18 protein-coding genes and 3 tRNA genes are annotated in these 25,657 nt (G+C 58.6%); 9 read left to right on the plus strand and 12 right to left on the minus strand.

Annotated elements, in window-relative coordinates; all coding sequences use genetic code 11:
* Positions 1–78: 78 nt before the first annotated feature.
* The 7 genes from BJ985_RS01850 to BJ985_RS11675 all read right to left on the minus strand — a co-directional run bounded on the left by BJ985_RS01850 (position 79) and on the right by BJ985_RS11675 (position 9,566).
* Positions 79–1,527 carry a choice-of-anchor M domain-containing protein gene (locus BJ985_RS01850; RefSeq protein ID WP_179386420.1) on the minus strand — a complete coding sequence of 483 codons (1,449 nt, stop codon included), beginning with the start codon at positions 1,525–1,527 and terminating at the stop codon, positions 79–81.
* On the minus strand, positions 1,524–2,450 hold the full coding sequence (locus BJ985_RS01855) for an anchored repeat-type ABC transporter permease subunit (RefSeq protein ID WP_179386421.1): 927 nt from the start codon (positions 2,448–2,450) through the stop codon (positions 1,524–1,526). Before BJ985_RS01855 ends, BJ985_RS01850 begins: the two co-directional genes overlap by 4 nt.
* Positions 2,447–3,181: an anchored repeat-type ABC transporter ATP-binding subunit gene (locus BJ985_RS01860; RefSeq protein ID WP_370633408.1), complete on the minus strand. Its 735-nt coding sequence runs from the start codon at positions 3,179–3,181 to the stop codon at positions 2,447–2,449. The genes BJ985_RS01855 and BJ985_RS01860 overlap by 4 nt, the downstream gene beginning before the upstream one ends.
* Positions 3,168–4,046 carry a choice-of-anchor M domain-containing protein gene (locus BJ985_RS01865; protein WP_005327743.1) on the minus strand — a complete coding sequence of 293 codons (879 nt, stop codon included), beginning with the start codon at positions 4,044–4,046 and terminating at the stop codon, positions 3,168–3,170. The genes BJ985_RS01860 and BJ985_RS01865 overlap by 14 nt, the downstream gene beginning before the upstream one ends.
* A complete protein-coding gene (locus BJ985_RS01870; protein WP_179386423.1) occupies positions 4,039–5,550 on the minus strand; it encodes an anchored repeat ABC transporter, substrate-binding protein in 1,512 nt (503 codons plus the stop codon). Before BJ985_RS01870 ends, BJ985_RS01865 begins: the two co-directional genes overlap by 8 nt.
* On the minus strand, positions 5,550–7,097 hold the full coding sequence (locus BJ985_RS01875) for a choice-of-anchor M domain-containing protein (protein WP_236587082.1): 1,548 nt from the start codon (positions 7,095–7,097) through the stop codon (positions 5,550–5,552). Before BJ985_RS01875 ends, BJ985_RS01870 begins: the two co-directional genes overlap by 1 nt.
* Positions 7,098–7,187: 90 nt before the next feature.
* On the minus strand, positions 7,188–9,566 hold the full coding sequence (locus BJ985_RS11675) for a choice-of-anchor M domain-containing protein (RefSeq protein WP_179386425.1): 2,379 nt from the start codon (positions 9,564–9,566) through the stop codon (positions 7,188–7,190).
* A 232-nt stretch (positions 9,567–9,798) separates the two neighbouring features.
* Here BJ985_RS11675 and gltX point away from each other — a divergent pair, with 232 nt between their 5' ends.
* The 4 genes from gltX (at position 9,799) to BJ985_RS01900 (ending at position 12,443) form a co-directional block, all read left to right on the plus strand.
* The gene (gltX, locus tag BJ985_RS01885; protein ID WP_179387558.1) at positions 9,799–11,292 is read left to right on the plus strand and encodes a glutamate--tRNA ligase; all 1,494 of its coding nucleotides are present in this window, start codon (positions 9,799–9,801) and stop codon (positions 11,290–11,292) included.
* A 238-nt stretch (positions 11,293–11,530) separates the two neighbouring features.
* Positions 11,531–11,602: transfer RNA gene (locus BJ985_RS01890), tRNA-Gln, on the plus strand.
* A 39-nt stretch (positions 11,603–11,641) separates the two neighbouring features.
* Positions 11,642–11,714 (plus strand) — tRNA-Glu (locus BJ985_RS01895).
* 653 nt (positions 11,715–12,367) lie between these two features.
* Positions 12,368–12,443 (plus strand) — tRNA-Glu (locus BJ985_RS01900).
* Positions 12,444–12,868: 425 nt separating this feature from the next.
* On the opposite strand, the gene BJ985_RS01905 is transcribed toward BJ985_RS01900, so the two are convergent.
* The 4 genes from BJ985_RS01905 to BJ985_RS01920 form a co-directional block, all read right to left on the minus strand.
* On the minus strand, positions 12,869–15,076 hold the full coding sequence (locus tag BJ985_RS01905; RefSeq protein ID WP_049358506.1) for a YhgE/Pip domain-containing protein: 2,208 nt from the start codon (positions 15,074–15,076) through the stop codon (positions 12,869–12,871).
* Positions 15,077–15,079: 3 nt separating this feature from the next.
* Positions 15,080–17,731, minus strand: coding sequence for a YhgE/Pip domain-containing protein (locus BJ985_RS01910; RefSeq protein ID WP_049358505.1), 2,652 nt, complete (start codon positions 17,729–17,731; stop codon positions 15,080–15,082).
* 215 nt (positions 17,732–17,946) lie between these two features.
* Entirely contained in the window at positions 17,947–18,240 is a 294-nt protein-coding gene (locus BJ985_RS11685) for a hypothetical protein (protein WP_234447205.1), read from the minus strand.
* A 184-nt stretch (positions 18,241–18,424) separates the two neighbouring features.
* Positions 18,425–19,108: an IclR family transcriptional regulator gene (locus BJ985_RS01920; RefSeq protein ID WP_179386427.1), complete on the minus strand. Its 684-nt coding sequence runs from the start codon at positions 19,106–19,108 to the stop codon at positions 18,425–18,427.
* A 52-nt stretch (positions 19,109–19,160) separates the two neighbouring features.
* On the opposite strand from BJ985_RS01920, the gene leuC reads away from it, so the two are divergent.
* The 3 genes from leuC to BJ985_RS01935 all read left to right on the plus strand — a co-directional run bounded on the left by leuC (position 19,161) and on the right by BJ985_RS01935 (position 22,307).
* Entirely contained in the window at positions 19,161–20,582 is a 1,422-nt protein-coding gene (gene leuC, locus BJ985_RS01925; protein ID WP_179386428.1) for a 3-isopropylmalate dehydratase large subunit, read from the plus strand.
* A 21-nt stretch (positions 20,583–20,603) separates the two neighbouring features.
* On the plus strand, positions 20,604–21,194 hold the full coding sequence (leuD, locus tag BJ985_RS01930; protein WP_179386429.1) for a 3-isopropylmalate dehydratase small subunit: 591 nt from the start codon (positions 20,604–20,606) through the stop codon (positions 21,192–21,194).
* A 201-nt stretch (positions 21,195–21,395) separates the two neighbouring features.
* Positions 21,396–22,307, plus strand: a complete 912-nt coding sequence (locus BJ985_RS01935) for a hypothetical protein (protein WP_179386430.1) — start codon at positions 21,396–21,398, stop codon at positions 22,305–22,307.
* A gap of 104 nt (positions 22,308–22,411) precedes the next feature.
* Here BJ985_RS01935 and BJ985_RS01940 read toward each other — a convergent pair whose 3' ends face one another.
* On the minus strand, positions 22,412–23,410 hold the full coding sequence (locus BJ985_RS01940) for an NUDIX hydrolase (protein WP_179386431.1): 999 nt from the start codon (positions 23,408–23,410) through the stop codon (positions 22,412–22,414).
* A 161-nt stretch (positions 23,411–23,571) separates the two neighbouring features.
* Between BJ985_RS01940 and BJ985_RS01945 the strand changes: the two genes are divergently transcribed.
* The gene (locus tag BJ985_RS01945) at positions 23,572–24,570 is read left to right on the plus strand and encodes an NAD(P)H-dependent glycerol-3-phosphate dehydrogenase (RefSeq protein WP_179386432.1); all 999 of its coding nucleotides are present in this window, start codon (positions 23,572–23,574) and stop codon (positions 24,568–24,570) included.
* A gap of 22 nt (positions 24,571–24,592) precedes the next feature.
* Positions 24,593–25,654 (plus strand): D-alanine--D-alanine ligase family protein, encoded by a 1,062-nt coding sequence (locus BJ985_RS01950; protein WP_179386433.1) that lies wholly within the window; start codon positions 24,593–24,595, stop codon positions 25,652–25,654.
* Positions 25,655–25,657: the final 3 nt, after the last annotated feature.

The raw sequence follows: 25,657 nt of genomic DNA on the forward strand, positions 1-25,657 counted from the left end.
AAGCATTAGCTCTTAGCCACCGCTAAAGCCCAGAGGAGAGATCCTCTGGGCATTTTGTTTTCTTAAGCCGGGCCTGCGCTAATCGACGCCCGGTATGTTCGCCGTGGCATCGTTGGTCTGGTGCTGGTGTGGTGTCTTCTTTTTGCGGAAGAACTGGACATAGACCAACAGCCCGATGCCGAGCGCTAAGGCGAATGCGCCCAGTCCGGCCAGGATCCCCGCCCAGAAGCTGCTTTTTGCGAGGGTAGAGGTATAGGCAGCGGCATCGGTCAGCACATTCTTGCTGTCCTTGTTCTCTGTGTCTGTTGCATCTGGAACATGCTGTGCACTGCGGGCGTCGGCGGACTTTGCTTTCGCACGGGACGAGGATTTTGTGCCCTTCGTACTGGCGGACTTCTTCGCAGTCGAGTGGGAAGAACCGCTGGTGGAAGCGGAGCGGTGCGAGCCAGATGACGTGCTCTTGCCTGATTTTGCGGTGGAGGCAGATTCGTTGACACGGCTAGCCGAGTGGTGGGTCGTAGTTTGTGAACCAGAACTGGACTTTTGCGCAGGGGCAGTGGATCGGGTTGATGTCGGAGCGTGGGACTTTTGTGGCGCTCCAGACTTTTCAGTATTCGCCGGCTTTTTGTGCGTTGAGTGCTTGTCCTTTTCGGTATCGTCAGGTGCTCCGCCGTCAAGGAATTTTTGGCCTTCCTGCAGGGTCTTCTCCAGTTCCTTGTCCAACCCGGCGATGGATTTGTCTACATCTTTGATGTCCTTTTCCAGTTGCTTGGGGCGGCTATCCGCGCCGTTGCCAGAACCAGTGGCCGCATCCGCTTCGGAATAGTCCACGTCGCACAGGTCCTTCGCCTCAGCCTGCTTTCCTACGAGGAAGCCGGCATGGAGGTGGTGGCGGGAGCCGTCGGGAAGCTCAAAGGTAAAGCTCACCGCGTAGGTTCCGGGCTTGGTAAACGCAAATGCCGGGTGGGAATGCGAATTGCCTGGGTAATCCCAGGCGGATCCATCTTCAGTGTCCATGAGCACCGTGGGTTCGCCTAGCTCCGCCTGGTAGGCCACAATGCGCCCATCTTCCGGGCCCTGTGCGATCGCCATGCTTAAGGTTGCGGTGTCATCAGCAGCGAGTAGGTCTTGGGATAGCTCCTGGGTGTTAAAGCCCAGCCAGGGAGCGGTGGGGTCTTGGGTTTGAGGCAGCACCCAGCCTTCTTCAGGAAGGGAACTATCGCCGAGCCCAGATAGTGGCTGTTTCAACCCATCGGATACCTCGATAACAAAGGTCTCAGAGTCATGCTTGATTCCCTTGTCATCGTCTTTGACCGTGAAGCTGAGGTCGCCGGAATCGCCGCTAAGCGCCATGTCTTGGTGGCCCTTGGTAATGAGATCGAAGTCGCTGGCGGAGCAGGCCGCGGCGGACTCTTCTGCGTGGGCGGAGGCGGGGGCTAAGGCAGCTACGCCCGTCCCTGAAAGTGAGCCGAGGCCGATGAGACTGGCAGCGCCTAGGGCCACCGTGGTGCGGCAGACTGGTTTCATGAGGTAACGGATTCCTTTCGTGGGGTGTCGGGACGTGGGGCGTCGGGACGTGGGGCGTCGGAAAGCGAGGCACCGGCGTGCTTGCGGGCGCCGAGGAGTGGATGGATGGCCCAAACGCTTAAGAAAATAACGGTGAGCGTGAGCACGATCGTGGCGCCGGCCGGAAGATCAATGGCCCATGCCAGGTAGATGCCGAAGAAGCTCGATAGCGCGCCGATGAGGGCGGAAAGCCACATCATGGTCGCAAGATGCGTGGTAAGCAGGCGTGCCGTCGCGGCCGGGGTGATGAGAAGCGCGAGGACCAAGATATTGCCAATGGTGCTCACAGAAATGACCACGGCGGCGGTGACACACAGGTACAACATGATGTCGAGCACAACAACGGGAAGCCCCATGGCGCGGGCGGTTTCCCGGTCCAGGCAGGTGGCGTTGAGCTGGGGGCCAAAAGCTACGACGACGGCGATAACCAGTGCGCACACACTGGCCGCGACGATGATATCGCTGCGGGATACGCCGGTGAGCGAGCCGAAGAGAAAGCTGGTCAGCGAAGCACTATAGCCATCGGTGCGCGAGATGATCACCATGCCTAAGGCAAAGGCAGCGGCGAAGAAGATGCCGATGATGGAATCTGCCCGTACGTGGCGGCGCTGCGAAAAGGCGGCGATGAGCAACGCCACAACCGCACCGGCCACCGCGCCACCAACGAGCACGGAGGCTTGCAAAGCGAAGGCTATGGCCAAGCCGGGAAAGACCGCGTGGGAGACGGCGTCGCCGATAAAGGCCATGCCGCGCAGCACCACGTAGCAGCCGACGACGCCGCAGACGATGGCCGCAAGCACAGAAATACCTACCGCGCGGGCGAGAAAATCGAGGTGGGGGTTAGCCAGGTCGCGGAGGAAATCGAGGAAGGAAATTTCTATCATGCGGAGACTCCAATGGCAGAAAGCAGGGGAGAACCGGCGCGTACGCCAAAGGTTTGCGTCCACGGAGCGGTCTGGTGAAGAAGGCGCGGAGCGGAGTCATCGGCCACCACGGTGCCGTTAAAGAGGACCAAGCGGTGGCAGGAGTGCGCCGCTTCAGACAGGTTGTGGGTGGACATGAGGATGGCCTTGCCGCGCTGGGAGAGCTCTTCGAATAGCTCGAGTAGTGATTCGGTATTGGGGGCGTCGAGGCCGGTGAAAGGCTCGTCGAGCAGCAGCACGTCTGGTTGCGTGGCGAGCGCTCGGGCGATGAGGACGCGTTGGCGCTGACCACCGGAGAGCTCCTCGATGGGGCGGGTGGAAAAATTCTCCATGTTTACCAAGCGAAGAGCCTCTGTCGCCGCGGCGTGGTCCGCGGCACGCGGCCGCTTGAGCCAGCCGATGATGCCGGTGCGCCCGCTGAGCACGGTGCGGTAGACATTGATGGGAAAGCCCCATTCCACCTCGTGCCGCTGGGGCACGTAGCCTACGATTCCCCCGATCTCTCGGGTACCGGAGGACGGGATGAGCCCTAAAATGGCGCGCATAAGCGTGGTCTTGCCCGCGCCATTGGGGCCTAAGAGCCCAATGAATTCTCCCGGGTGGACCTCTAGGTTCGCACCGGTGATTACGCGCCGGTGGGATAGCGATACGTCCAGGTCGGCAACGGAAATGAGCGGTTTAGCCACGGCTATCGCCCCGCTTGGAAGAGCGCAGTACTAGGCCAAGGGCCAGCAGGAGTACGACGGCACCCACGCCGGCGAGGATAAAGACCCAAGTGGGGATGGAAGAGCCTGTGGTCTGGGCATCGTCTGGATTCCAAGTAGTATCTTGGGCCGCTTGGACATCGGCATCATCGCCCACGGCAAAGGTGAGCACGCCATCGGTGCTGAAATCGGCGCCATCTTTGGTCTTGCCTTTGACCCTGATACCTACCTGATGGGTGCCTGGCTCTGTAAACGTCCAGTTGGCATGGGTGTGGGTATTGAGGTCTACCCAGAAGTCTTCGTCGCTTTTTTGCGCGGTAGACCACAACAGCTGTGGTGCTTCAAAACCGCCGTTTTGCAGGAAAAGGGAGAAATCGCCGGGCCCGGAGTGGCCGAGGAATTCCATGGTGACTCCGCGATCGGCGGCATCGACAAGCGAGGGCGCTTGGGTATTCCAACCCAGCCAGGGAACCCCGACCTGCTCGGTTTGGGGAACTACCCAGACCTTTTCGCCGGAATCGGCGCCTACAAAGCCAAAGTCATCGGTCTCCGGTAGGGTTTGCTGTGCCTTATCGCCCACGGCAAAGACAAGATCATCTAGGTGGCGCCAGACGGGCTTGTCGCCGGCATCATCGCGGGCCATGAGTTCGGAATCGGTGCCGTTGAGCAAAGCGCCAACGTCAACGTGGCCGGTGTCGATGACCTTGTCCTCGCCCTGTGGGGCGACCTGTTCCTCGGCGCCGACGACTTGTGCGAGGTCGCCGGCCCAGGCAGGGCTCGTAGAAAAAGCAAGGCCGGCAGTAAGGGCGCAGGCGGCGGTGCGAATAGCGGTACGGGTAGCGAATTTAAGCATTGTTTTCTCCATTAGTGGAATTGGGGTTCAGGCAACGCTGGAGTGAATCAGCGTTGAACTTCATGAGGTCGATATAGGAGCCGACGGTGTCGTCCAGCGTGTCGCCATAAATGGGGCACAGCGCCACGCCTTGTTCCGCGGCGGCCTGGGTAAGGGTGTCGGCGCTGGCCTGTTGTACGGGCTCGACAAAAACAGCAGGCAGATGCAGGTTCTCCAGCGTGCGGCGCAACGCTATGACCTCCCGCGGGGAAGGCTCGATGGCCGGGTTGGGCGTGACGAATCCTGCCACCGAAATGTCATAGCCCTGCTCGAGGTAGGCGTAGCCATGGTGCGTGGTCACTAGATGCCGGTTTTCAGCAGGGATAGAGGCAATGGCGCGGCTTACATAGTCATCCGTGTCCCGCAGGCGCTTGGTATAGGCCGCTGCCCGCTGCCGGTAGGCGGCACCGTGGGAGGGATCTGCTTGCGCCATCTCCTCCGCAATGACATCCACGTAGGCGATAGCGTTGTCCACGTTGTGCCATAAATGCGGATCCACCTCGCCGTGGATGTGCTTGCCCAGCACGGCCTGCGGCAAGAGGTAGGTATCCGAGCCCGGCGCGCCGAGGAAGCGGTAGGCAGGATCCGGCGGGATGGGCTGCAGCACTGACGAGGGGATAGATACCGCGGTGGTGGCGGGGTCAAAGCGCTTGTCTTGGTCGCGCAGGTCAATGCGGTGCTGCGCCAGGTTTGCCTCAGTATCCAGGTGCCCGGAATCAATGGCCTGCATTCCTTTAGGTGGGTTGACGCCCACGGCCACGGTGAGGTGCTGGACTTCGGTGCCGTCGGCCTGAAACCCAAGGCGGTAGATCCCAGGTTGGGAAAAGCCCCAAGAGACGTGGGTGTGGGCGTTGGCAGGAAGGGTTACTGCGTCTTCCTTGCCATCGACGCCATCGGCCGAGTTAAAGAGGACCTCCGGGGTACCGAAGGCGGAGACCACATAGGCCGCCACGTCGCCCGGCCCGTCGGCTGAGACCATGCGAAAGTCTACCCCGGAGGAGTGTTGCGCGGCGCCGCTGATGCGCAGTCCTAGCCAAATGGCATCCAAGGATACATCTTCTACCAGCGGCACCAGGGTGGCACCGCGGGTGGAGGCAGCGTCGGCGACCTCCACCACGGGAGCGTCGGTGGACTCGTGCAGCGTATCGATAAGAGCTTGCGGTTCCAGCAGGTAGCCGTTGCTAAGCGCCAGGTTGGCATTGGCAATATCGCGCACCGTGCGCAGCGTTGGCTCGAAGGTATGCGGATCCTTGCCGCTGGGGATGAGGCTTTTGACCTGGGCATCTTCTCCTGCCACGTTGCGCGCTAGGTCTGCCAGGATTGGGGTGGTGGCCACCACGCTGAATCCTTCTCCGGTCCCAGCATCATGTGCGGCTGAGGACGCACAACTAGCGGTGAGCAGGCAACTGGCCAAAAGTGCTCCTACGGTAAGGTGCCGGCGATTGTGGGAACATGAACGCCCCATTAGTCCGCTGCCTTAGCTACGGCCAGCCGCGCAATGCCCAGGCCGAGGAAGAGCATGCCAAGGCCCAACACCCCGATGCCGAGGGGCACGATGGGGGTCCCAGTATTGGCTAAAGAACCGCCCGTGCCTTGTGCCTGCGCCGACTGACCGTTGCTGGATCCGGTGGGTGAGGTAGAGCCGCTAGCGCTTGCCGACGCCCCACCTGCCGCCGCGCCATTCCCACAGTCGCCGCCGTCTGGATTCACGGCAGCTCCCAGGTCGAAGTGCCCGTTATCAAACGCCTTGGCCGGTTCATCGCCGCCGACGACGAAATGGAGAGTTGCCTCACCGGCAACCTGTTTTCCCTCACCGGTTTGAGCCACTTGGCGGATGGTGACGTCATAGGTTCCCTGGGCGCCAAAGACCCAGTTGGGGTGCACGTGAGTATTCGGGGCGATGGAATGGGTGCCTTCCGCCGCATCAGCGTTGCCGCGGAACCACTCCTCGCCAACGACCTTGCCCAGCCCGCCCTGGGAGTAGACCATCATCGGGCCGGGGCCCTTGAAGCCCACCAGCTCCCAGGTGACATCGCCGGGGATATTTTCGCGCATCGATGGGCTTTGGGTATTCGCCCCTAACCACGGAACACCGTCGACCTGGGTAGAACCAATCATCCAGGCCTTTCCTGCTGGCACTGGTCCTACTTCTTGGGGGAGATCCACGCTGGATTTATCGGAGAGGTAGAAGGTGGCACCATCGGCATCGCGCCACTCGGAGGGCGAGACCGTATCGTCCTTGATTTGCGGGGTCATGCCCGGGGTGCATTCTTCGCCTGTTGCTGCGCCGGACGTGCCCGAGCCTGCCGCGTCGCTCTTGCCTGCAGGTCGCTTTGTATTTGTATCTCCCTGGTCAGTGGTGCCATCGCCGGAGTCAGCCGCGCGATCCGCGGTGGAGGCATCGCCGCCGTCGCCTACCTCCCAGGTGTAGGTCACCGCATTGCTGGACTCGCCATTGGAATGGGCGCGCACCGTCATGGTGTAGGTGCCGGCCTCGCTAAAAGCCCAGTTGACATGCCGGTGAGCGGGATTGGGCTGGTTGATGACCTCACCGCTGGTGAGCTCCATGGAACCGGAATCGGTCACGGCATCGATGCCACCAAAACTGCTGGTTTCAAAGACATACACAGTGCCCGGGCCGGAGACCTCGGCAAATTCCAGATCAACGCTTTCGAAGCCGCCATCGCGGGCGGGTTGAGTATCCCAACCCGGCCAGATGATGCGCTGGTCTTGGGCCTGTGGCAGGAAATAGGTGGGTTGGCCGATTTCTGGCACGCCCTCGGTGGCATCGGACCAGGCATCCTCGACGACTTTCAGCACTACGTCATCGCCAGAGCGCGGAACGGCAGACCCCGTGATGTCTTCCTTCATCGAAAGGTGCAGCGTGCCATTAGGAGCCGTGACATAGAAGGCGTCGACGTGCCCAGAATCAAAGACCTCATCGAAGGCCAGTGCCGCGCCGGGGGAGAAGAAGGCTAAAGCTGCGGCAAAGGCAGCCGCAAGTACCGACATGAACCGACGCCACTGTGGAGCGCGCCGGGAGGCGGAAGTGTGGGATTGGTGCATTGTGGTGTCCCGTCTAGTCAGTTGGGTTGGGGTGGGTTAGAACTTGAGGCCGAAGCGCCGGCGGATGAGGTCTTCGTTATCGCGGAAGAAGTTATAGAAGGCCTTGAAGACCACCACGAGGACCGCTGGGAGGACTAAGCTCCACGGGCTTAACGAGGATCCCGTTGGCTCTTCGGGCTTAGCGGCATCGTCCGGCTTATCGGTCGGCCTCTCGCTGGGGGGCTCGCCCTCGGAGTCGTTAGGCTTGTGCGAGGAACAAGAATCTAGGGTTTTATCGCCCACGGCAAAGGTCAGAGTTTGTGGCTCGGACTTAAGTTCCTTGCCGTCCTTCCCCGTGGCCGTATAGGTGGCCTCGAAGGTATAGACACCGGGCTTGGAAAAGGCCCAGTGCGTGTGGGTGTGGGCCGCAAAGTTGGTCTCGATGGTGTAGTCCTCGGCCGCGGAGTTCGCTAAGACCGAAAAGCCCTTGCCATGGGAGGCGTCGATAAAGGCGCCCCACTCGGCCCCGTCTGGGGTGGAGGTGGGCTTCAGGTTGAGGTTGACGGCATTGTCTTTGGTCGCGGAATAATCCAAGTCCTGAGTGTTGTAACCCGGCCAGATAATGTGTTGATTCTGTGTCTGCGGCAGGTGATAGAAGCGCTCACCGGGTTTTCCGAGGAAATCGAACTCCTTGCCCGCAAGCTTCTCGTTGCGCCGGGTGAGCGCATTATCGTGTACGCCGAGCACCACGTCATCGAGTTTGCGGTCGACAGACTTCTTATCCACCTGTGCCGTGTCATCGCGCAGAACGGTAGTAAAGCCGCCTTCGGCAGGCTGAGCCTTGATGTCCACGTGCCCACGGTCCAGTAGGTATTTCTCGCTGCACTGGTGAGTGTCGGCTTCCGCTTCATTTGCGCCAGGCTGCGGCGCTTGCGATGGCGAGTCTTCCTTGCCGGGAGTGGTGTCCGGTTCCTCATTGGAAGTGGAGAACCGCCCCGTGGTTTCGTAGTTTTCGCCGAAGGCAAAGGACTCGGTAATTACGCTGCTTGCGTGCCCAGCTTTCACGGTGGAATGAGGAAAGAGATTGACCTTTGCATAAGAGCCCGTGAAGTATTCGCCCTCGTCAAAGGAAACCTCGCCGTGCCCGTTAGTAATAGGGGTTTCCAGATCCACGGTGGGGTATTTGGAATCCTTGGCATCATAAAGACCGCCGGTGAGAAGGCCGTTGAAGTTCTTATCGTCGGTATCGACCACAATCTTGGTGCCGCCCTTGCCCTGCTTGCGCATCCGGATGGTATAGCCCAGCTCCTGCAGCTCGGTTTCCTGGGTGGGGGCAAGCTGGCGCGGGTGGGAGGCTTCCTGCCACGTCTCGGCAGCGGAAGAAGAATCTGTCTGGACGGACGCGCCAGGCTGGACGTCAAGGGGATTAGAAATCCAGCGCGGGGCATCACCCTCTGGGGTAAATACGGCCTGGACCTTGGACGGATCTGGTCCCATGTACTCGTCCCACTGCGCGCGGCCATTCTTAACGGGGAGGTCGGTGAGGAAGTAGCCGTCGATAAGCAGCGTCAGGGTACCCTGCGCCTTATTTTTAGCGTCGAAGGAAATAGTGGTGAGCTTGTCATCGCCGTCTTTTTCGGGATTGTGCTTAGGGGCCATGCGCAGGCTGTAGCCGGCAGCGGCGGCGTCGCCAGTCGCGGACTGGGCAAAGCGTTCCTTGAGGCTTGGAGTCTTCTCATCCTTGGGCTTCTGGCCGCCTACTTGAATCGTTGTGGTCTGCGGTTCATTGGCGATGAGCTGGCCGTCTTTGCCGCGCGCACTGGTGCGGTAGGTCAGGCGGTAACGGCCAGGTTTGGTAAACAGCGTGGAGTTGTGGGTGTGCGTGCCGGCAACGAGATAGGCCGAATGCGGTGAATCAGGGAAGGAGCCGAGCATACGGTGCAGCTGGGTTCCGTCCTCATCATCTTTATTGGTGAAAAGCTCGACCTCGCCGGGGCCATCAACGCTCAGCAAGTCGAGGAAAGCTACGCCATCGCGGAATTTGTCAGTGGGCAGGGAGGTATCGGCGCCAAAGCCCAACCAGATGGGTGAAGTATTGCCGGACACTTGGTGCGGTGCGGTGTAGTACGTGGTGCCGGGCGCCCCAATATAGTCCTGAGTGCCATTTTTCGGCAGCGTATAGAGGTACTGATTGTGGCCGTCCATAGCGCTGTAGCCCCTGCCCACCCAGGCGACGGTGTCAGAGATCGGTGGTTCCTGGCCGCCAAATTCAGACTTCAGCACGAAGTCGTTGTTCTCCCAGAAAGACTTAGGGGAGTCAACATGGGTATCGGTGGCAATGTGCTTGCCATCATCGGGGCCGGCGACGGCCGTGGCGGGCGTGATAAGCGCTAGCGTGCTGAGCGCGGCAAGGAAGCGGATGCGTGGGGAAGCCACTGTTGGGGAGGCCTTTCTACAGTTCTCACAAGTTCACCAGAAACTATAGAAAATGAATCCCATAACCTGCTAGCCGTAATGGAAACCGATTTCACCGACCAGTAGCTTTGTAGTGAAACCCGTTTCCAATTACCCCAATTTGCGTGTAGGAATAGACTGCAAGCCGCTGCGCGCCGGGCAGGATTCAGGGGCGCTTGGGCTGGTGCGGACTGGAATCGGCGCCTCCACTACGATGGTGGGCATGACTGAAGTACGCGTTAGATTCTGTCCGTCCCCAACCGGCACACCGCACGTAGGCATGGTGCGCACCGCACTATTCAACTGGGCCTACGCCCGCCATACCGGCGGCAAGCTGGTATTCCGCATCGAGGACACCGATGCCGCCCGTGACTCTGAAGAGTCCTACCAGGCCATCATTGATTCCCTGACCTGGCTTGGGTTGGGCTGGGATGAAGGCATCGATGTCGGTGGCCCGCACGAGCCTTACCGTCAGTCCCAGCGCATGGACATCTACAAAGAGGTCCTAGACAAGCTTATCGACGGCGGATTTGTCTACCCGGCATACTCCACGGCTGAAGAGGTAGAGGAGCGCCACAAGGCTGCTGGCCGTGACCCGAAGCTGGGCTATGACAACTATGACCGTGACCTCACTCAGGAGCAGATCGACGCTTTTGAGGCGGAGGGCCGCAAGCCTGTCTGGCGCCTGCGCATGCCGGAGCAGGATTGGACCTGGACCGACCTGGTGCGTGGCGAGATGACCTTCAAGTCTGAGACCCAGCCGGACTATGTAGTAGCTCGCTCCAATGGTGCGCCCCTCTACACCCTGGTTAACCCGGTTGATGACGCCCTGATGCGCATCACCCACGTGCTGCGCGGTGAGGACCTACTTTCTTCTACTCCGCGTCAGCTCGCGCTTTACGACGCCCTGCAGAAGATCGGCATCGCCGAGTTTACCCCAGAGTTTGGCCACCTACCCTTCGTGATGGGCGAGGGCAATAAGAAGCTGTCTAAGCGCGACCCGCAGTCCAACCTGTTTAATCACCGCGATAACGGCATTATCCCTGAGGGCATGCTCAATTACCTGTCCCTGCTGGGTTGGTCCCTGTCCGCGGACCAGGACATCTTTAGCATGGATGACTTGGTAGAAAACTTCGACGTCCACGACGTGCTGGGTAACCCCGCACGCTTTGATCAGAAGAAGCTCGAGGCCATCAACGCGGACCACATCCGCCAGCTGGACCCAGAAGAGTTTGCCTTCCGTCTGCGTAACTACTTGACCGAGTACACGGACTTCCCGGCCGACTATGACGGCGAGAAGTTCGCCTTCGCCGCTGACCTTGTACAAACCCGCATCAAGACCCTGTCTGATGCCTATGGCCTCATGAGCTTTTTGGTGACCCCGGATGCCGACCTAAAGCTTGATGAGAAGGCAGCGAAGAAGAACCTCAAGGAAGAGGCCATTCAGCCGCTCGAGGTGGGTATCGAGACCCTCGAGGGCGTTGCGGAGTGGAAGACCGAGAATATCGAGGTGGCACTATCTAAGGCCCTTATTGAAGACCTCGAGCTGAAGCCTCGTAAGGCCTACGGAGCACTGCGTGTAGCCATTTCCGGCGCCCAGGTTTCCCCGCCGCTCTTTGAGTCCATGGAGCTGCTGGGCAAGGAGTCCACCCTGGCCCGCCTTCGTGCGGCCCGTGAAGTGACTCCCTACGTGCCGGCGGCACAGTAGGGGGAGTGCCTCCCGTGAGGCGGCGATAGATGTCTAATCCCGCCCTTCGATGCGGCGAATGGCAGCTGAACTACAGCGCTGTCATTCGCCGCATTTTTATTAACCTTCTACTGGCCTGAAAATGGGTCGTGCGCTGGCGATTTGGCAGTTTACGCGATGATCATTATAGTTATTACACGTTGCAGCGAGCAAGGGAGAACAGCCGAAAGGCGGTAAGCTTCCAGCGCAAGTTAGCAAATGGCCTATGGTGTAATTGGCAACACAGCGGTTTCTGGTACCGCCATTCTAGGTTCGAGTCCTGGTAGGCCAGCAGTGAAAATGCTTTAAACGGCAGGCTCACTAGTTCTAAGCCCCGTTCGTCTAGCGGCCTAGGACGCCGGCCTCTCACGCCGGTAACACGGGTTCAAATCCCGTACGGGGTACAAAGACCTCCAGCCCAAAGGCTGGAGGATTTTTCATATCCGGGGCAATGTCTTTTCCAGCGTCAGTCTGGGTTCCGACCACGACGCGAGCAAAACTGGTTATAACCTACCCCCAGACCATTAGCCTTATCTGCGCAGGCCGCAGCCTGCTGCCAATGAGACCAGGGCTAAGACCACCGCGAAGTTGTGCAAAACCCTTCCTGTCCTGCATGCGTAGGCATAGACTGCAAGTACAGCAGAAAACAAACAGAAAGGAGAGCGGGTGACAGAAAGCGAAACGCACCACAGCCAAGGCGCACAGCCCGAAAGCACAGCCAGGTAGTAACGCTATAATCCACAACTTCCTTCCCACCAACGTTTGTACGAAGTATAGGAGCCTGCAGCATATGCACTTCGACGCACAGCGCCATCCCGAGTCCTACTAGCACAGCGTTCTCGGCCACGGACTATCCACAGATTGCTTGCGGAATAACCACTGATTCGATCCGCACCTCGGCCACGAAGAACCCTCACTGCAGTACCGGGCTCGGGAATTTTTGCGTTTTCCTTCGCCTTCCCTCAAAACCGTCCTTGACCGTGCGATTTGTGCTGAATTAACCCATCGTTTACTCTTAACAAGTCCGCAACGCACAGTGTGCGATTGCTGCGAACGCGCCCCGTTCGTCTAGCGGCCTAGGACGCCGGCCTCTCACGCCGGTAACACGGGTTCAAATCCCGTACGGGGTACCAACGGAAAGCTGCGAGCCAGATGGCTCGCAGCTTTTTCTTTATTCAAAACCTGTGCGGTTTAGCGGCATGTAGGGGAGGCCTCGACGTCCAAGGGCTAACCGTCCTGCCCTCGGGACGGTTTGGGAGCCGAAGTAAACTGGGACGCAGACTCCCGTAGCGGTCTTTTAGTAGGGGCTCAGGTGGGCCGTAAGTGGTTTCGTGCTCGATAGCCGCGTTCGAGCGAATCTCTTAAGAAGGAGCTAGACCTAGCGATAGGAAGGGTATCCGAGTCCCTTTAGTGGATGCATATGCGGCTTTCTCTGCCCCTTCTAGGTCCTTGGGGCACTAGCGTGGGACCCGAACCATGAAAGAAGCCCACCAAGCCGTGAAAAAGGGCTTGGTGGGAGGTGTAGGAAGGGCGGAAGGGGAGACGTCGCCAAGCGCGGCTACGCCATGACCTTCGTCTTCTTAATCGCCTTCTTGAGGCGCTTGTGATAGGCATCCATTGCGCGGCGGAGAATGAGGCCGACGATGAGTGCCGGGATGGTAAACAGCAGTAGCATGCCCAACTCGCGCCAAATGTCACCGTGATAGATGCCCGCAATGGCGCTGCGGAAAGCATCAATGGCGTAGGTCGCTGGCAGCCACGGGCTCACGTTCTGGAACCACTCAGGCAGCAAGGGTAGCGGGTAGGCGCCGCCGGAGCCAGAGACTTGTATCACGAGCAACAACACCGCCAAGGCCTTGCCGGCACTATCGAGTGTGATGACAAGTGAATAGATGATCAACATAAACACCAGCGAGACTATCCATGCGGCGAACATGAGCATGAATGGGTGCGCGGGCTCGATCTGGACAAAGAAGATGAGGCTGAGGACCACCAAGGTGGCCTGCGCGAGGCCGACCAGGCCGAGTGTGGCAAAGCGGCCGAAGAACGCTTGACCACGGGTGAATTCGCTCTCGTCGTACTTTCCGTTTTCGTCCTTGCGCAAGTATTTACGCTCGGCGTTGGTATGCACCAGCACGCATGCCAGAAGGGCGCCTACCCATAGGGACAAGGCGAGGTAGAACGGCGTCATACCCACGCCAAAGGCAGCGACAGGGTAGACCGGCTGGCGGTCTACAGCCACGGGAGCGGCGATGCGAGAGGCAAGCAGTTCTGGATCGTTGCCGACGATATCCGCTAGCTTGTCTAAATCGCCGCCACGGCGCGCCTCGTCGATCTTGCGGCCCATGTCAGCAAAACGGCCGCTTTGCTCCCGCAGGGTGCTGGCAAGGCCGGCGGTGGTATCGCGGACGCGCGCCAGGCTTTGCTGTGGCGACCCGTCATCCTGAGAGACCGAGGAGCGAATGCCTGCGATGTCCTGCTTGACAGCATCAATATCGTCCGCGACCACCGAGACGCTCTGGTTGAGCTGATCTAGCTGCGGCTTGAGGTTCTCGTTATAGGAATTGCGTGCCTTTTCAGCAGCCTGCTTGGCATTGGCGATGGCATCCTTGGTGCGCTGGCGGGAGTCTTGGGACGTGCCACGGCCTTGCTCAAGGTCAGCGGCGGTAGATGCCAATGAATCATGCAGTGCGTTGCTCTGCGCAATGGAGGCATCAATCTGGCCCATCATCGCCTTATATCCACCCGCGACTGGAGCTGGTAGAGCTACCTTATCGGCTTGGTCCTTGATGGAAGCGCGAACTCCCTCAAAGGCCTTTGTCTGCTCGTCCACACGCTCAGCTGCGGTGCGGTACGTCTGCGCCGTTTGTGCGCTGGTGGTGCTTGCATTATTGAGCAACTCATCGACCTGAGCAGAGAGTGCATCGTAGCTTTGCGTTGTAGCCGCCAAGGAAGCATCAAGCGAACCAGCCGAGTCATTGAGGGTAGAGCGCAGAACGTCGATGGGGTTTTCGCCTTGGGCATTGTCGGTCTCCGTAGCCTGGCGGCCAGCCTCGGCGAGGATATTGTCCGCAGCCTGCGTAAGCGGCAGGGTGGAGTCGACCAGATTGCTTAGTGCACCTACGGTGCCAGCCGCAGCATCGAGGCGAGTGCTGACGTTATTGACGCGGTTGTGCAGGTTATTGAGTGCAGTCTGGGTATCGTCCTCATTAAGGTATTTATCAAAATCCGAGACGACGCCAAGGCCGACATTGGATACCACGCGGGTGAAGGACTCGTTGATTTTCTGGATGACGCCGTCCGCACTCTTTTGCGTGATGATGGTAGACAGCGCATTCTTCTTCTCATTGGTATAGAGGTTGAGCTTGCTTGGCTCGGTTCCTTCTACATAAAACGTGAGCAAATCCGCGCTGAAGTCCTTGGGCAGAACAATGCCGGCATAGTATTCGCCAGACTTCGTTCCTTCGACGGCATCGGCGCTATCAGTAATGACCCAATCGATATCTTGATTTCGGCTGAGCTGTGAGAGCACCTTATCGCCCAAATTCAGTTTCAGGGAGGCGAGGTCGCTTTCGTGGCCTTCATCCTCGCTGGCCACAGCGATCTTGAGTTGGTCGGTATTAGAAAAGGGATCCCAGCTGGCCAACACGTTGAAGGAAGTGAAAAGCAACGGGATGATGGCAAGGCCAAAGATGATGACCGCGGTCATTACATTGGTGCGAATGGCGTGGAGGTCATCGCGGAGAATGGTCAGGATGTTTTTCATGACTTACTCGCCTCCCTTTCCGGAGTCATCGCCATCAACGGCGGGCATTTCCTTGGTCTCGCTGGCATTAGAAAATGTGGATTCCTCGTCTAAGTCCTCTAGGAGGTAGCGGTTTGGGTGTTCCTGTCGGTGCTCGAGGTGCTCCTGGATTTCCTCATCACTGAGATCCGCCAGGCGGCTATCGTGCGCGATGCTCTGCTTGACGTACTCAAGGGAGCAGATAACGCCCACCGAAATGAGCGTCACCAGGCAGGCCAGGCCGAAGATGATGGCCTTTTCTTCAGGGTTAATGCGTGAGTAGATGCCCAAAGCGACGACTAACGCTAGGCCTACCGCGACGGTAATTTTCATCAGCTGGGAGTAATTCCTGCGGGCCATGCTCCACTTATCCTCCAAGCTTTGTTGGTACGCCTCGCGGTCATTCAAGGCATAGAGGAGGTCGGTAAAGCGGTACCGGCTGCCGACCAGGTGGACCTGCTCATTGATAACGAGACCGCCCTTATGCAGTTCGTCATTGACCAGCATGTTGACGTTGGACAGGCCGCGGCGCATCACAGTACCGATGAGGTAAGCGATCGCGGCCATGCCGATGAGCGCGGCAAGGTCGCGCGCATAGTGGTTGCCGTAGAAACCACCGACGGTCTCGCGCATGGCATCGATGCCGTAGGTAAAGGGCAGGAATGGATGCACCGCGCGGAAGAAGTCCGGCGTCATCTCAATGGGGTAGAGGCCGGATGCGCCCGGAATCTGGATGAAGGCGAAGACCACCGCGATGCCGCGGCCTACGTGTCCAAACGTAGAAACCAAGCTATAGGTAATGCTCAGGTAGCACAGGCCCACGATAACCGCGGTAGCGACGTAGGCCAATGCATTGGCATGTTCAACACCAATGGCCAGGTTGCCGATGGACACGATGAGTGCCTGGGCAATGGCAAAGAAGGAAAGCAAAAGGAAGCGGGCAAGGTAAGCCTTGGTAATGGTGAGGTCCTTGCGGCCCTGCGGGTCTACCTCAGCACGGAAGATGATGAGCAGCATGAACGCGCCGATCCACAGCGTGAGGTTGATAAAGAGCGAGGACATGCCGGAACCATAGTGCTTTACAGGGAATACGGCGTGGCTTTCCATCTCCGCAGGGGAGGCAAGGAAGGAAGACACCTCATCGGTGTTAAGGCCCTTGACAGACTGCAGGATGGAATTGTTATTGGCAGTATTGCTCAGCGCAATCACGTCGCTGCGGGAGGCACGAAGCCCCTCCTCAATGCCGTCGAGGTCCACAGAAAAACGCTCAACTACTTGCTGGGCCTGGCTTAGCTGCTCGTCGACGCCCCCCAAGAGCCCATCGGTTTGCCCGACCAGTGCCTGCTGGCTTTCGAGCGAGGCGGAAAGCTTGCCGGTGGTAGCAGTGACGTCGGAAAGCGCAGCGTTGAGCTTGGGTAGGCCTTCGGCTACATTATCGCGCAGCGCGTGGGAATCATCGCGCGTTTGGGCAGCCATCTCTTCCAGCATGCCCGTGGTCTTATTGAGCGAATCGATGGTGTCGTTCGTATCGCCGTTGAGAGTATCTAAGTCACCGAGAACGGCCTTATTTTGATCATTGCGTTTGCGGAGGTCTCCTACCTGATCCTTAATCTGTTGGGAAACCTGTGGGGGCAGGGCTGGTGAAGACGCAAGCTTATCGAGCTGATCGATTGCCCGGTCAGCTTCACCGACGATTCCTGACGCGCCCGCAGATGCGGCACCTACGCGGTTGAGTGCGCCGCGCAGCTTGCCGGAGACCGAGCCTACGGTGGCATTGGCGGAGGCGGTGCCGTCCGCCATGGCGGTCGTGCCTTCTACATAGGCGGCGGTGGCATCGTCCGAGAAAGAAGTGACTTCCCGCTGGACCTCTGCGGTTATAGCGTTCAGCTCATCCAAGGCGGTCTGGGCATCGTCGATGGTCTTTTGCACCGTGCCCAAAGACTTGCGGGCTTGCGCGATAGTTGGGCGCGCATCCTCGATGGTGGAATGCACGTCAGCAAGTTGGCTGCGGGAGTTAGCTACCGTATCTGCGGTCTCTGAAAAAGAATCCGCGGTCTTGCTTGCGGTACTGTTAATCTTCTGGCTCAAATCGCCACCGGAGTTCTTTAGCTCCGTAGCCACCGAATCCGCTACCTGCTCATTGAAGGTCGAGCTGATGGTGGTGTCTAGTGTCGAAGCGCCAGTATCAGTAATCTTCGGTGCAATGGCGTTGAGCTTCTCATTGACGTGATATTCCAGCGTGGGCTGAGAATAGGTACCTTTAAAAAGGCTCACGAAATCTGCCGAAAAGTCTTCGGGGACAATCACCGAGGCGAAGACGTCACCCTTCTTAACGGCGTCTTCGGCTTCCTGCCTGTCCATGAACTGCCAGCCCAGCTCGTCATTGTCATGCAGCTTGTCAATCATCTGCCCGCCGACGTCTAAGTGGCCAGTCATTTCCGAGGATGCGCCTTTGTCCTCATTAACTACGGCGACCTTGAGGTGTTCTGTGTTTCCGTATGGGTCCCAGAAACCGGAGATGTTTACCCAGGAATACAGGGCTGGGGTGATCATCAAACCAATGAGGATCACCCAGACCTGCGGGGTCCGCCACAAGCGGACAAAATCTTGAAGAAAAATCTTCCAACTAGTAATCACTCGAAAAATCGTAACACCCAACCGGAAAGAACTAATAGCCTGACTGTCAGTTTTAACAGAAATGAGAGAGCGCGTCCCGTCGAGCTTGCAGATATGTTTCTGGTGTGAATTTCGGGGACGATTTCAGCAGTAGGGTGGGCATAGAAAAAGCCGCCTGGGTCCTCAGTTCAAGGGACCTAGGCGGCAAGCACGTGGGGCTGGGCCCCGATAGGCGCTTAGTGCTCGTCGTAGTGATCGCCGTGGGCGGCGTGGCGGTGGCCGTCGTGCAGGTAGTCCACGTGGTCGCCGTGAGGGATTGCTACGTGGCCGCAGCCTTCACCATGGGTGTGGTCGGCGTGTGCCTCGGCTTCAACGTGCTCGGTGGTCTCGCACTCATCCCAGTGGCCATCATGCTCACGGTGAATGTGGCCCTCGTGGAGGTAGTCGGTGTGGTCACCGTGCGGGAAGGAAACGTGGCCGCAGTCAGCGCCGTGGGTGTGGGTATGGTCTTCGTGGGTGGTGTGGGTCATGATGCCTGATCCTCTCTGGTAGGGGACGTTCCCCGTCGTTTTCAGTGTGTTTTCATTAAACCGTATTTTCATTTCGGTTTCAATAGGTGTGGGTGTGTTTCTCTAATTTTTCCGGTTTGGAAATAAAAAGGGCCCGCCTCCCTGGGGCTAGGTGGAAGCGGGCGTCGTAAAGCTAGGGAGGGCCTTAGAGGCGGTTGCTCAATTCGCGTGCGGCGGAAGTGAGCATGTGGGCGTATTTCTGGGCCGGGGAAGGTTGGAAGCGCTCGGCAGATCCGGAAATCGACAATACTGCGAGGAAGGTGCCGGAACCATCGAAAACCGGCGCGGAGATGGAGGCTAAGCCGGCTTCGCGTTCCTCAATAGACTCGGAGTAACCTTGGTTTCTGGCCGCCTCAATGTCTTCTTGGGTAAACGAGGCATCTTCGATATTGATGTCTACATATGCGGCAATGATGCGCGCGGCAGAGCCGGAGCTAAGCGGTAGCTGGCGCCCGACTGGTACGACGTTGTGGAGGCCGGATTCCGGCTCCCTGGTGGCAATGCAGGTACGGGTATTTCCGGTGACCTCGTAGAGCTGGATGGATTCTCCGGTGTCTTCGCGCAGTTTCTCCATGATTGGCCCGGCTGCCTCGAGGAGATGATCGCGGTTGCCGGGGAGGGCAGGGTCGGCCTTCCACTTTCCATCGGGGGTGCGAACGAGGATGCGGTGCGCTTCGAGCGCGGTTGCTAAACGGTGTGCTGTCGCCCGAGGTAGTCCTGTGGTTTCGCATAATTCATTGAGGGTGGAGGGGTGGTTGGCGGCGGCCATCATAATGGCCATTGCTCGATCCAACACCTTGATTCCGGAAACTGCGCTATACTCTCCCATACAATGAAATCTACGTTCCAACTTATGAGATTTCAAGTGTGGAGAGACGTTTATGAACCAGAAGCTGACATTGGCAGAAAAAGTGTGGCGCGATCACGTCGTCCAACAGGGCGATGCTGGGGCGCCAGACCTCATCTTTATTGACTTTCAGCTACTACATGAAGTTACCAGTCCGCAGGCATTTGATGGCTTGCGGCTGGCCGGCCGCACGTTGCGTCACCCTGAGCTGCACTTGGCCACCGAGGACCATAACGTTCCCACGCAAGGCATCAAGTCCGGCAACCTCTTGGAAATCAAGGATGAGGTTTCACGCACCCAGGTATCGACCTTGCGCAAGAATTGCGAAGAATTTGGAGTGCGTTTGCACTCTATGGGTGATGTTCAGCAGGGCATTGTGCACACGGTTGGCCCGCAGCTGGGGATTACCCAGCCGGGTATGACAATCGTGTGTGGCGACTCGCATACCTCCACGCACGGCGCCTTTGGTTCAATTGCCATGGGTATTGGCACCTCTGAGGTAGAACATGTCATGGCCACGCAGACGCTTTCTTTGAAGCCATTTAAAGCCATGGCTATTGAGGTGACTGGCGAGCTGCAAGAGGGGGTATCTGCCAAGGACCTCATCTTGGCCATTATCGCCAAAATCGGTACCGGTGGCGGGCAGGGCCACATCATTGAATACCGCGGTGAGGCCATTCGCAAGATGTCCATGGAGGCGCGCATGACGATGTGCAATATGTCTATTGAGGCAGGGGCCCGCGCTGGCATGGTCGCTCCCGATGAGACGACCTTCGAGTATGTCAAGGGGCGCGAGTTCGCCCCCACGGGAGCAGACTGGGATGCTGCGGTTGAGTATTGGAAGACGCTTCCCACCGATGAGGGCGCGGAATTCGATACCGTTGTGGAAATTGATGGCTCCTCGCTGACCCCATTTGTTACGTGGGGAACCAATCCTGGGCAGGGCCTTCCGTTAGGGGAGAAGGTCCCAGATCCGGAAGACTGTGGTGACGATAATGAAAAGGCCACTGTGGCAAAGGCATTGCAGTATATGGACCTGCAGCCAGGTACTCCACTGCGTGATATCAAGATCGATATCGTCTTCGTCGGGTCCTGTACCAATGCCCGCATCGAAGACCTGCGTGCTGCGGCCGACGTGGTGAAGGGACGCACCATCGCTGCCGATACGCGGATGATGGTCGTGCCGTCCTCCACCCTGGTCAAGGCCCAAGCGGAGGAGGAAGGCCTCGACGAAGTCTTCCGACAGTTCGGTGCGGAGTGGCGTACCGCCGGCTGCTCGATGTGCTTGGGCATGAACCCAGATCAATTGGCTCCGGGCGAGCGCTCCGCCTCCACCTCCAACCGCAATTTCGAGGGCCGTCAAGGTCCTGGTGGGCGCACGCACCTTGTCTCCCCGCAGGTGGCTGCCGCGACTGCTGTGACCGGTTACCTGTCTAGCCCTGCAGACCTGGATTAAGCGCTAAGAAAGGCATTGACAATGGAGAAGTTTATTACCCATACGGGAACGGGCGTGCCCCTGCGCGCTTCCAATGTGGATACCGATCAAATCATCCCCGCGCGTTACTTGAAGTCGGTCAAGCGTACCGGCTTTTCAGAAGGCCTATTTTCAAATTGGCGCTCCGATGACCACTTTGTGCTCAACCAGGCGCAATTCAAGGATGGCTCAGTGCTTTTTGCAGGCAGTGATTTTGGCACCGGCTCCTCCCGGGAGCACGCAGTGTGGGCGTTGAGTGAATACGGCTTCCGCGCCGTGTTTTCTTCCCGCTTTGCAGATATTTTCCGCGGCAACGCTGGAAAGTCTGGACTGCTTACTGGATTGATGGAGCAAGAAGATATTGAGCTCATCTGGAAGCAACTGGAAGCGGGAGAAACTCAGGTCACCGTGGACCTGGAGGCGCGAACGGTCACGGTGGGAGAAAATGCCTACCGCTTCGATATTGATGACTACACCCGTTGGCGGTTGATGGAAGGCCTGGATGACATCGGCATTACCCTCCGCAATGAAGAGGCAATTGCTGCATACGAATCGCGTCGCCCCAGTTTCAAGCCCGCTGTTCACGCTCAATAACAGAAAAACCGCTTGAAATCGGTGGGCCAGCAGCGCCCCTACAGTCCTGCTACGCGAAGCGGCTGTAGGGGCGCCGTGCGTTCATACGTGAACCTCAAGCTTCCGCCTTGGGGTAGAGGTGGGGGTACAACTCCGTAACGTATAGGTAACAATTGCTTGCTCCAGTTTCCTGCAACAAAGTATCCCCCTAGCTTTAGACTTATGAGCAATCCCTATTCGAATAATGATGCCTTCAATTCAGGAAACAACGGGGCAGAGTATCCCGGAGCCGGCAATGAGTCTGCTTCTCATGGGCACGATGCGAATGGTCAGCCTGGCTACGGCCAACAGCACTTTGGTCAACAGCAGTTTGGCCAGCAACAGTATGGACAGCAGCAATACGGCCAACCCGGATATGCCGGAAGCCCGTATCCGGGAGACGATTCCCTGTTTGGGCGCGACGTAGACGCCATTCAGGTCATCGCGGATAGCTTCCGCTACTTCGGCCGCGGTTGGGCGCAGTGGATTTTCGGTCCACTGGTGCAGATCGTAATTGTCTCCATTCTCTATTTGCTGTTGACCCTCGTCCTAGCAGGCAGCGGTACATCCATTGATGCCCTAGCCAATAGTGGCTCGGGTTCCGATGCCGCACTTACTGGTGGGTTAATTGCGGTAATGTTCTTAGCTATTATCGCCATGTTCCTAGTGTTTATTTGGTCCATTAGCACCTGGTACAAGGCTGCTAATAAACAGGTTGATACCGGGTTGCTGGAGATAAAGGACTTTCTGAGCTTTAAAAATGTCGCCGGTCTCATGGCGGTGAATGTGCTTTCGTGGCTGGTTATTTCCCTGGGCTTCGTTCTCCTGATTATTCCGGGACTCTTCGCCGCCTTCTTCTTTACTTGGATGCCGGCTGTTAAGGCCGTACGTCCTGAGCTATCCGTTGGCGAGACCTTTGGGGCTTCCATCGAGGTAGCGAAGAAGAATGTCGGAGTGACCATCTTGGTAGTCGTCCTGAGTGCCGTCCTGTACGCAGTGTTGAGCTTTACCCTAGTCGGCATGTTTGTGTACCCAGCACTGAACACCCTCATTTTGGTCCTCTTCGTCCGTCGCACGCTCGGCTTGCGCGGTTAGAAAACCCCGCAGCCGCACGATAGTTGCGCAAATAAGGCCCTGCTCGTCCACCGCATGAGATGGAAGGCAGGGCCTTAATTGTTGGTCGGCGAGGAACCAGAAAACTAGCGCACCGGCAGTGGGCTAGCCAGGTAATCGGCACCGGTGAGCTCGCCATTGTTGAAAGACAAGACCCACACAGAAGCCTTCTTAAACTTCAGCTTGTCCACCGGCTTTTTCAGGAACTTTGGGGCGAGGTCTTCAATGATGCCAGGAATGGTGGCGCCTTGGCTGACGATGACGGGCACCCCGCCTTCGTTGACCACGCGGTGGAAGGCTTTCTTGGCCGCTTCTGGGTCGTTCTCCCAGGCCTCGTCGCCAAAGTTTTTGTTGATGGAAATGTCCTTGCCTAGTTCGTCGGCGAGCGGGGCAGCCGTCTGCTGGCAGCGCTGGGGCAAGGCCGAGTAAATCGCGGTGGGGTGGAAGGCACTCAGCATCGGCACCAGCATCTCTGCTTGGCGGCGGCCCTTTTTATCCAGTGGGCGCAGGTTGTCATCGCCTTGCCAGCTCACCCTGTCATGCGCGCGTGCGTGGCGCACATAAAGCACGCGGGTAGCGGGCGCGATGCGTAGGCGCTTAGCCGCCTTGGCCACTACCGCGGTATCAACGTCGTAGGACAAAAGGTCTTGCGCTTCGTCGATGGGCAGCCACCGTAGCTCATCGGTTTCACTATTGGCGGAATAAGTTCCGCCCAGGTACTTGGCCACCCAGTAGTAGACCACCTTAGTGCGGCCCTGGACTGGGTACGTTACCTTGCCGATGAGCTTGCCTAGACGCACGCTAAAGCCGGTCTCCTCCTGGATTTCCCGGGCTGCGGTTGTGGGCAGGGATTCGCCGGGATCGACCTTGCCCTTGGGCAGGGACCAATCATCGTAATGGGGGCGGTGGATGAGCGCGATTTCTGGGTCCTGCGGGGATCCGCGCCAGATTACGGCGCCGGCGGCAAGGGTAGTGCGGTGGAATTCCTTGGCGGGGTCCACCGGGATTTCTTGGTGGCGGCCGGAAATAAACTCCTCGTGCTGCTGATCCTTGTCGGTTTCGTGCATCTTTTTAATATTGGGCATCGTCTGCCTCCACGGGGCCTTTCCACAGAAATTGGGTGTTTGAAAACAACGTCTAAGCGCCCATTGTCCCACGGGTGAGGCGCGTTGTGCATCCTCGCCCCACGGGGGACGGGCATGCTTTAAGGTTGGGGCTATAGATTTGCACGTTTGGAGGAGACACCATGGTTAATGTTGCCGTGATGGGTGCTGGTTCTTGGGGCACTACCTTGGCCAAGGTCTTTGCGGACGCCGGAAATGACGTTCGCCTGTGGGCGCGCCGCGCGGAATTGGCGCAGGCCATCAACGAGACCCACACCAATCCGGACTATTTGCCTGATACCCGGCTGCCGGCCGCAGTGAGGGCCACCCACAATGATGCGGAAGCGCTGGCGCTTGCCGACGTCGTCGTGTTTGGCGTTCCCTCCCAAACCTTGCGCGCCAACGTGGAAAAGTGGGCGCCGCACTTGCCGGAAGACGCCACCTTGGTCTCCATTTCTAAGGGTGTAGAGACCGCCACGCTCAAGCGCATGAGCGAGGTCATTATGGATGCGGCCGGCGTGCCAGCAGACCGCGTGGCGGTACTGTCTGGCCCGAACTTGGCCAAGGAGATTGCTGCCGGCCAAGTGGCCGCCACGGTGATTGCCTGCTCCGATGAAGACCGCGCTCAGCGCGTGCAAGCAGCGGTCGCCGCGCCGTACCTGCGGCCCTACACCAATACCGATGTTATAGGCGCGGAAATCGGCGGCGCCTGCAAAAACGTCATCGCCTTGGCCTGTGGTATCGCCTCCGGCAAGGGGCTGGGCAATAACACTATGGCCACCATCATCACCCGCGGTCTGGCGGAAATTACTCGCCTGGGAGTGGAGCTGGGGGCGGATCCATTTACTTTTTCCGGCCTCGCAGGCATGGGCGACTTGGTGGCAACGTGCACCTCGACATTGTCGCGCAACCGCACCTTTGGCTACCGCCTGGGCCAAGGCGGCACGATTGAAGAGGCCAAGGCAGCCACCAATGGCCAGGTCGCGGAGGGCGTCTACTCCTGTGACTCCATCTATCGCCTCGCCCAGCAGGCCGGGGTAGAGATGCCTATCACGCACGCGGTTTATGGCGTGTGCTACGAGGGCATGGCGGTGGAAGATATGATCATCGCTTTGATGGGTCGGTCCAAGAAGTCGGAGTAGGTCGAGGGTAAAATCTGCGGGCATGACTGAAAAGACCCGCGTGGCCGTTATCTATGGCGGCCGTAGCACCGAGCACTCCGTATCCTGCGTATCCGCAGGCGCGATCATGAACCACCTCGACCCAGAGAAATTCGAGGTCGTGCCCATCGGCATTACCCGTGAGGGCACGTGGACGCCCGGCACCACGGAGGGCTTAGAAATTGTCGATGGTGTTATGCCGGAGGTCAGCCCAGGTGCGGAGCTGACCCTTTCTCTTGATCCCAATGCCAGGGGACAGTTCCACAACGTCACCGACGGCACGCTCTTTGCAGAGGTCGACGTGGTATTTCCCATTCTGCACGGCCCCTTCGGTGAGGACGGCACTATCCAAGGCCTCTTTGAGCTTTCCGGCTTGCCCTATGTAGGCCCAGGGGTCTTGGCGTCCTCGGTGGGCATGGATAAGGAATTTACCAAGAAGGTGCTGGCGGCCGCAGACCTGCCAGTAGCGCCCGAGGTCATCCTCAAAGGCCGCACCGAGCTAAGCGAGGACGAAAAGCAGCGACTAGGCCTGCCCGTCTTTGTTAAACCCGCACGCGGTGGATCCTCCATTGGCGTATCCAAGGTCACTACCTGGGAGGAATTCCCCACAGCCGTCGACCTGGCGCTAGAGGATGACGAAAAGATCCTGGTGGAGCCGGAAATCGTTGGCCAAGAGGTAGAAATCGGCGTGCTCCACTATGCCGATGGCACCTTGCTGGCCTCCGTCCCGGCGCTGCTCGCCGGGATCGATGATTCCGATGAGGGCTTTTATGGCTTCGACACCAAGTACCTCGACAATGTGGTCACTGCCGAAATCCCTGCGCCTTTCGCACCTGAGCTGACCGAGAAACTACGAGGCATGGCAATCCGCGCCTTCGAGGCTCTTAACTGTGAGGGCCTGTCCCGAGTCGACTTCTTCGTCACCGAGGACTCCGTGTACATCAACGAGATCAATACCCTGCCGGGCTTTACCCCGATCTCCATGTACCCGCAGGTGCTCGCGGCTTCCGGGGTGGAATACCCGGCACTACTTGAGGCGCTTATCGAGCAGGCCCTAGCCAAGTAGTCC

The organism is Corynebacterium tuberculostearicum, assembly GCF_013408445.1.
Lineage (GTDB): Bacteria > Actinomycetota > Actinomycetes > Mycobacteriales > Mycobacteriaceae > Corynebacterium > Corynebacterium tuberculostearicum.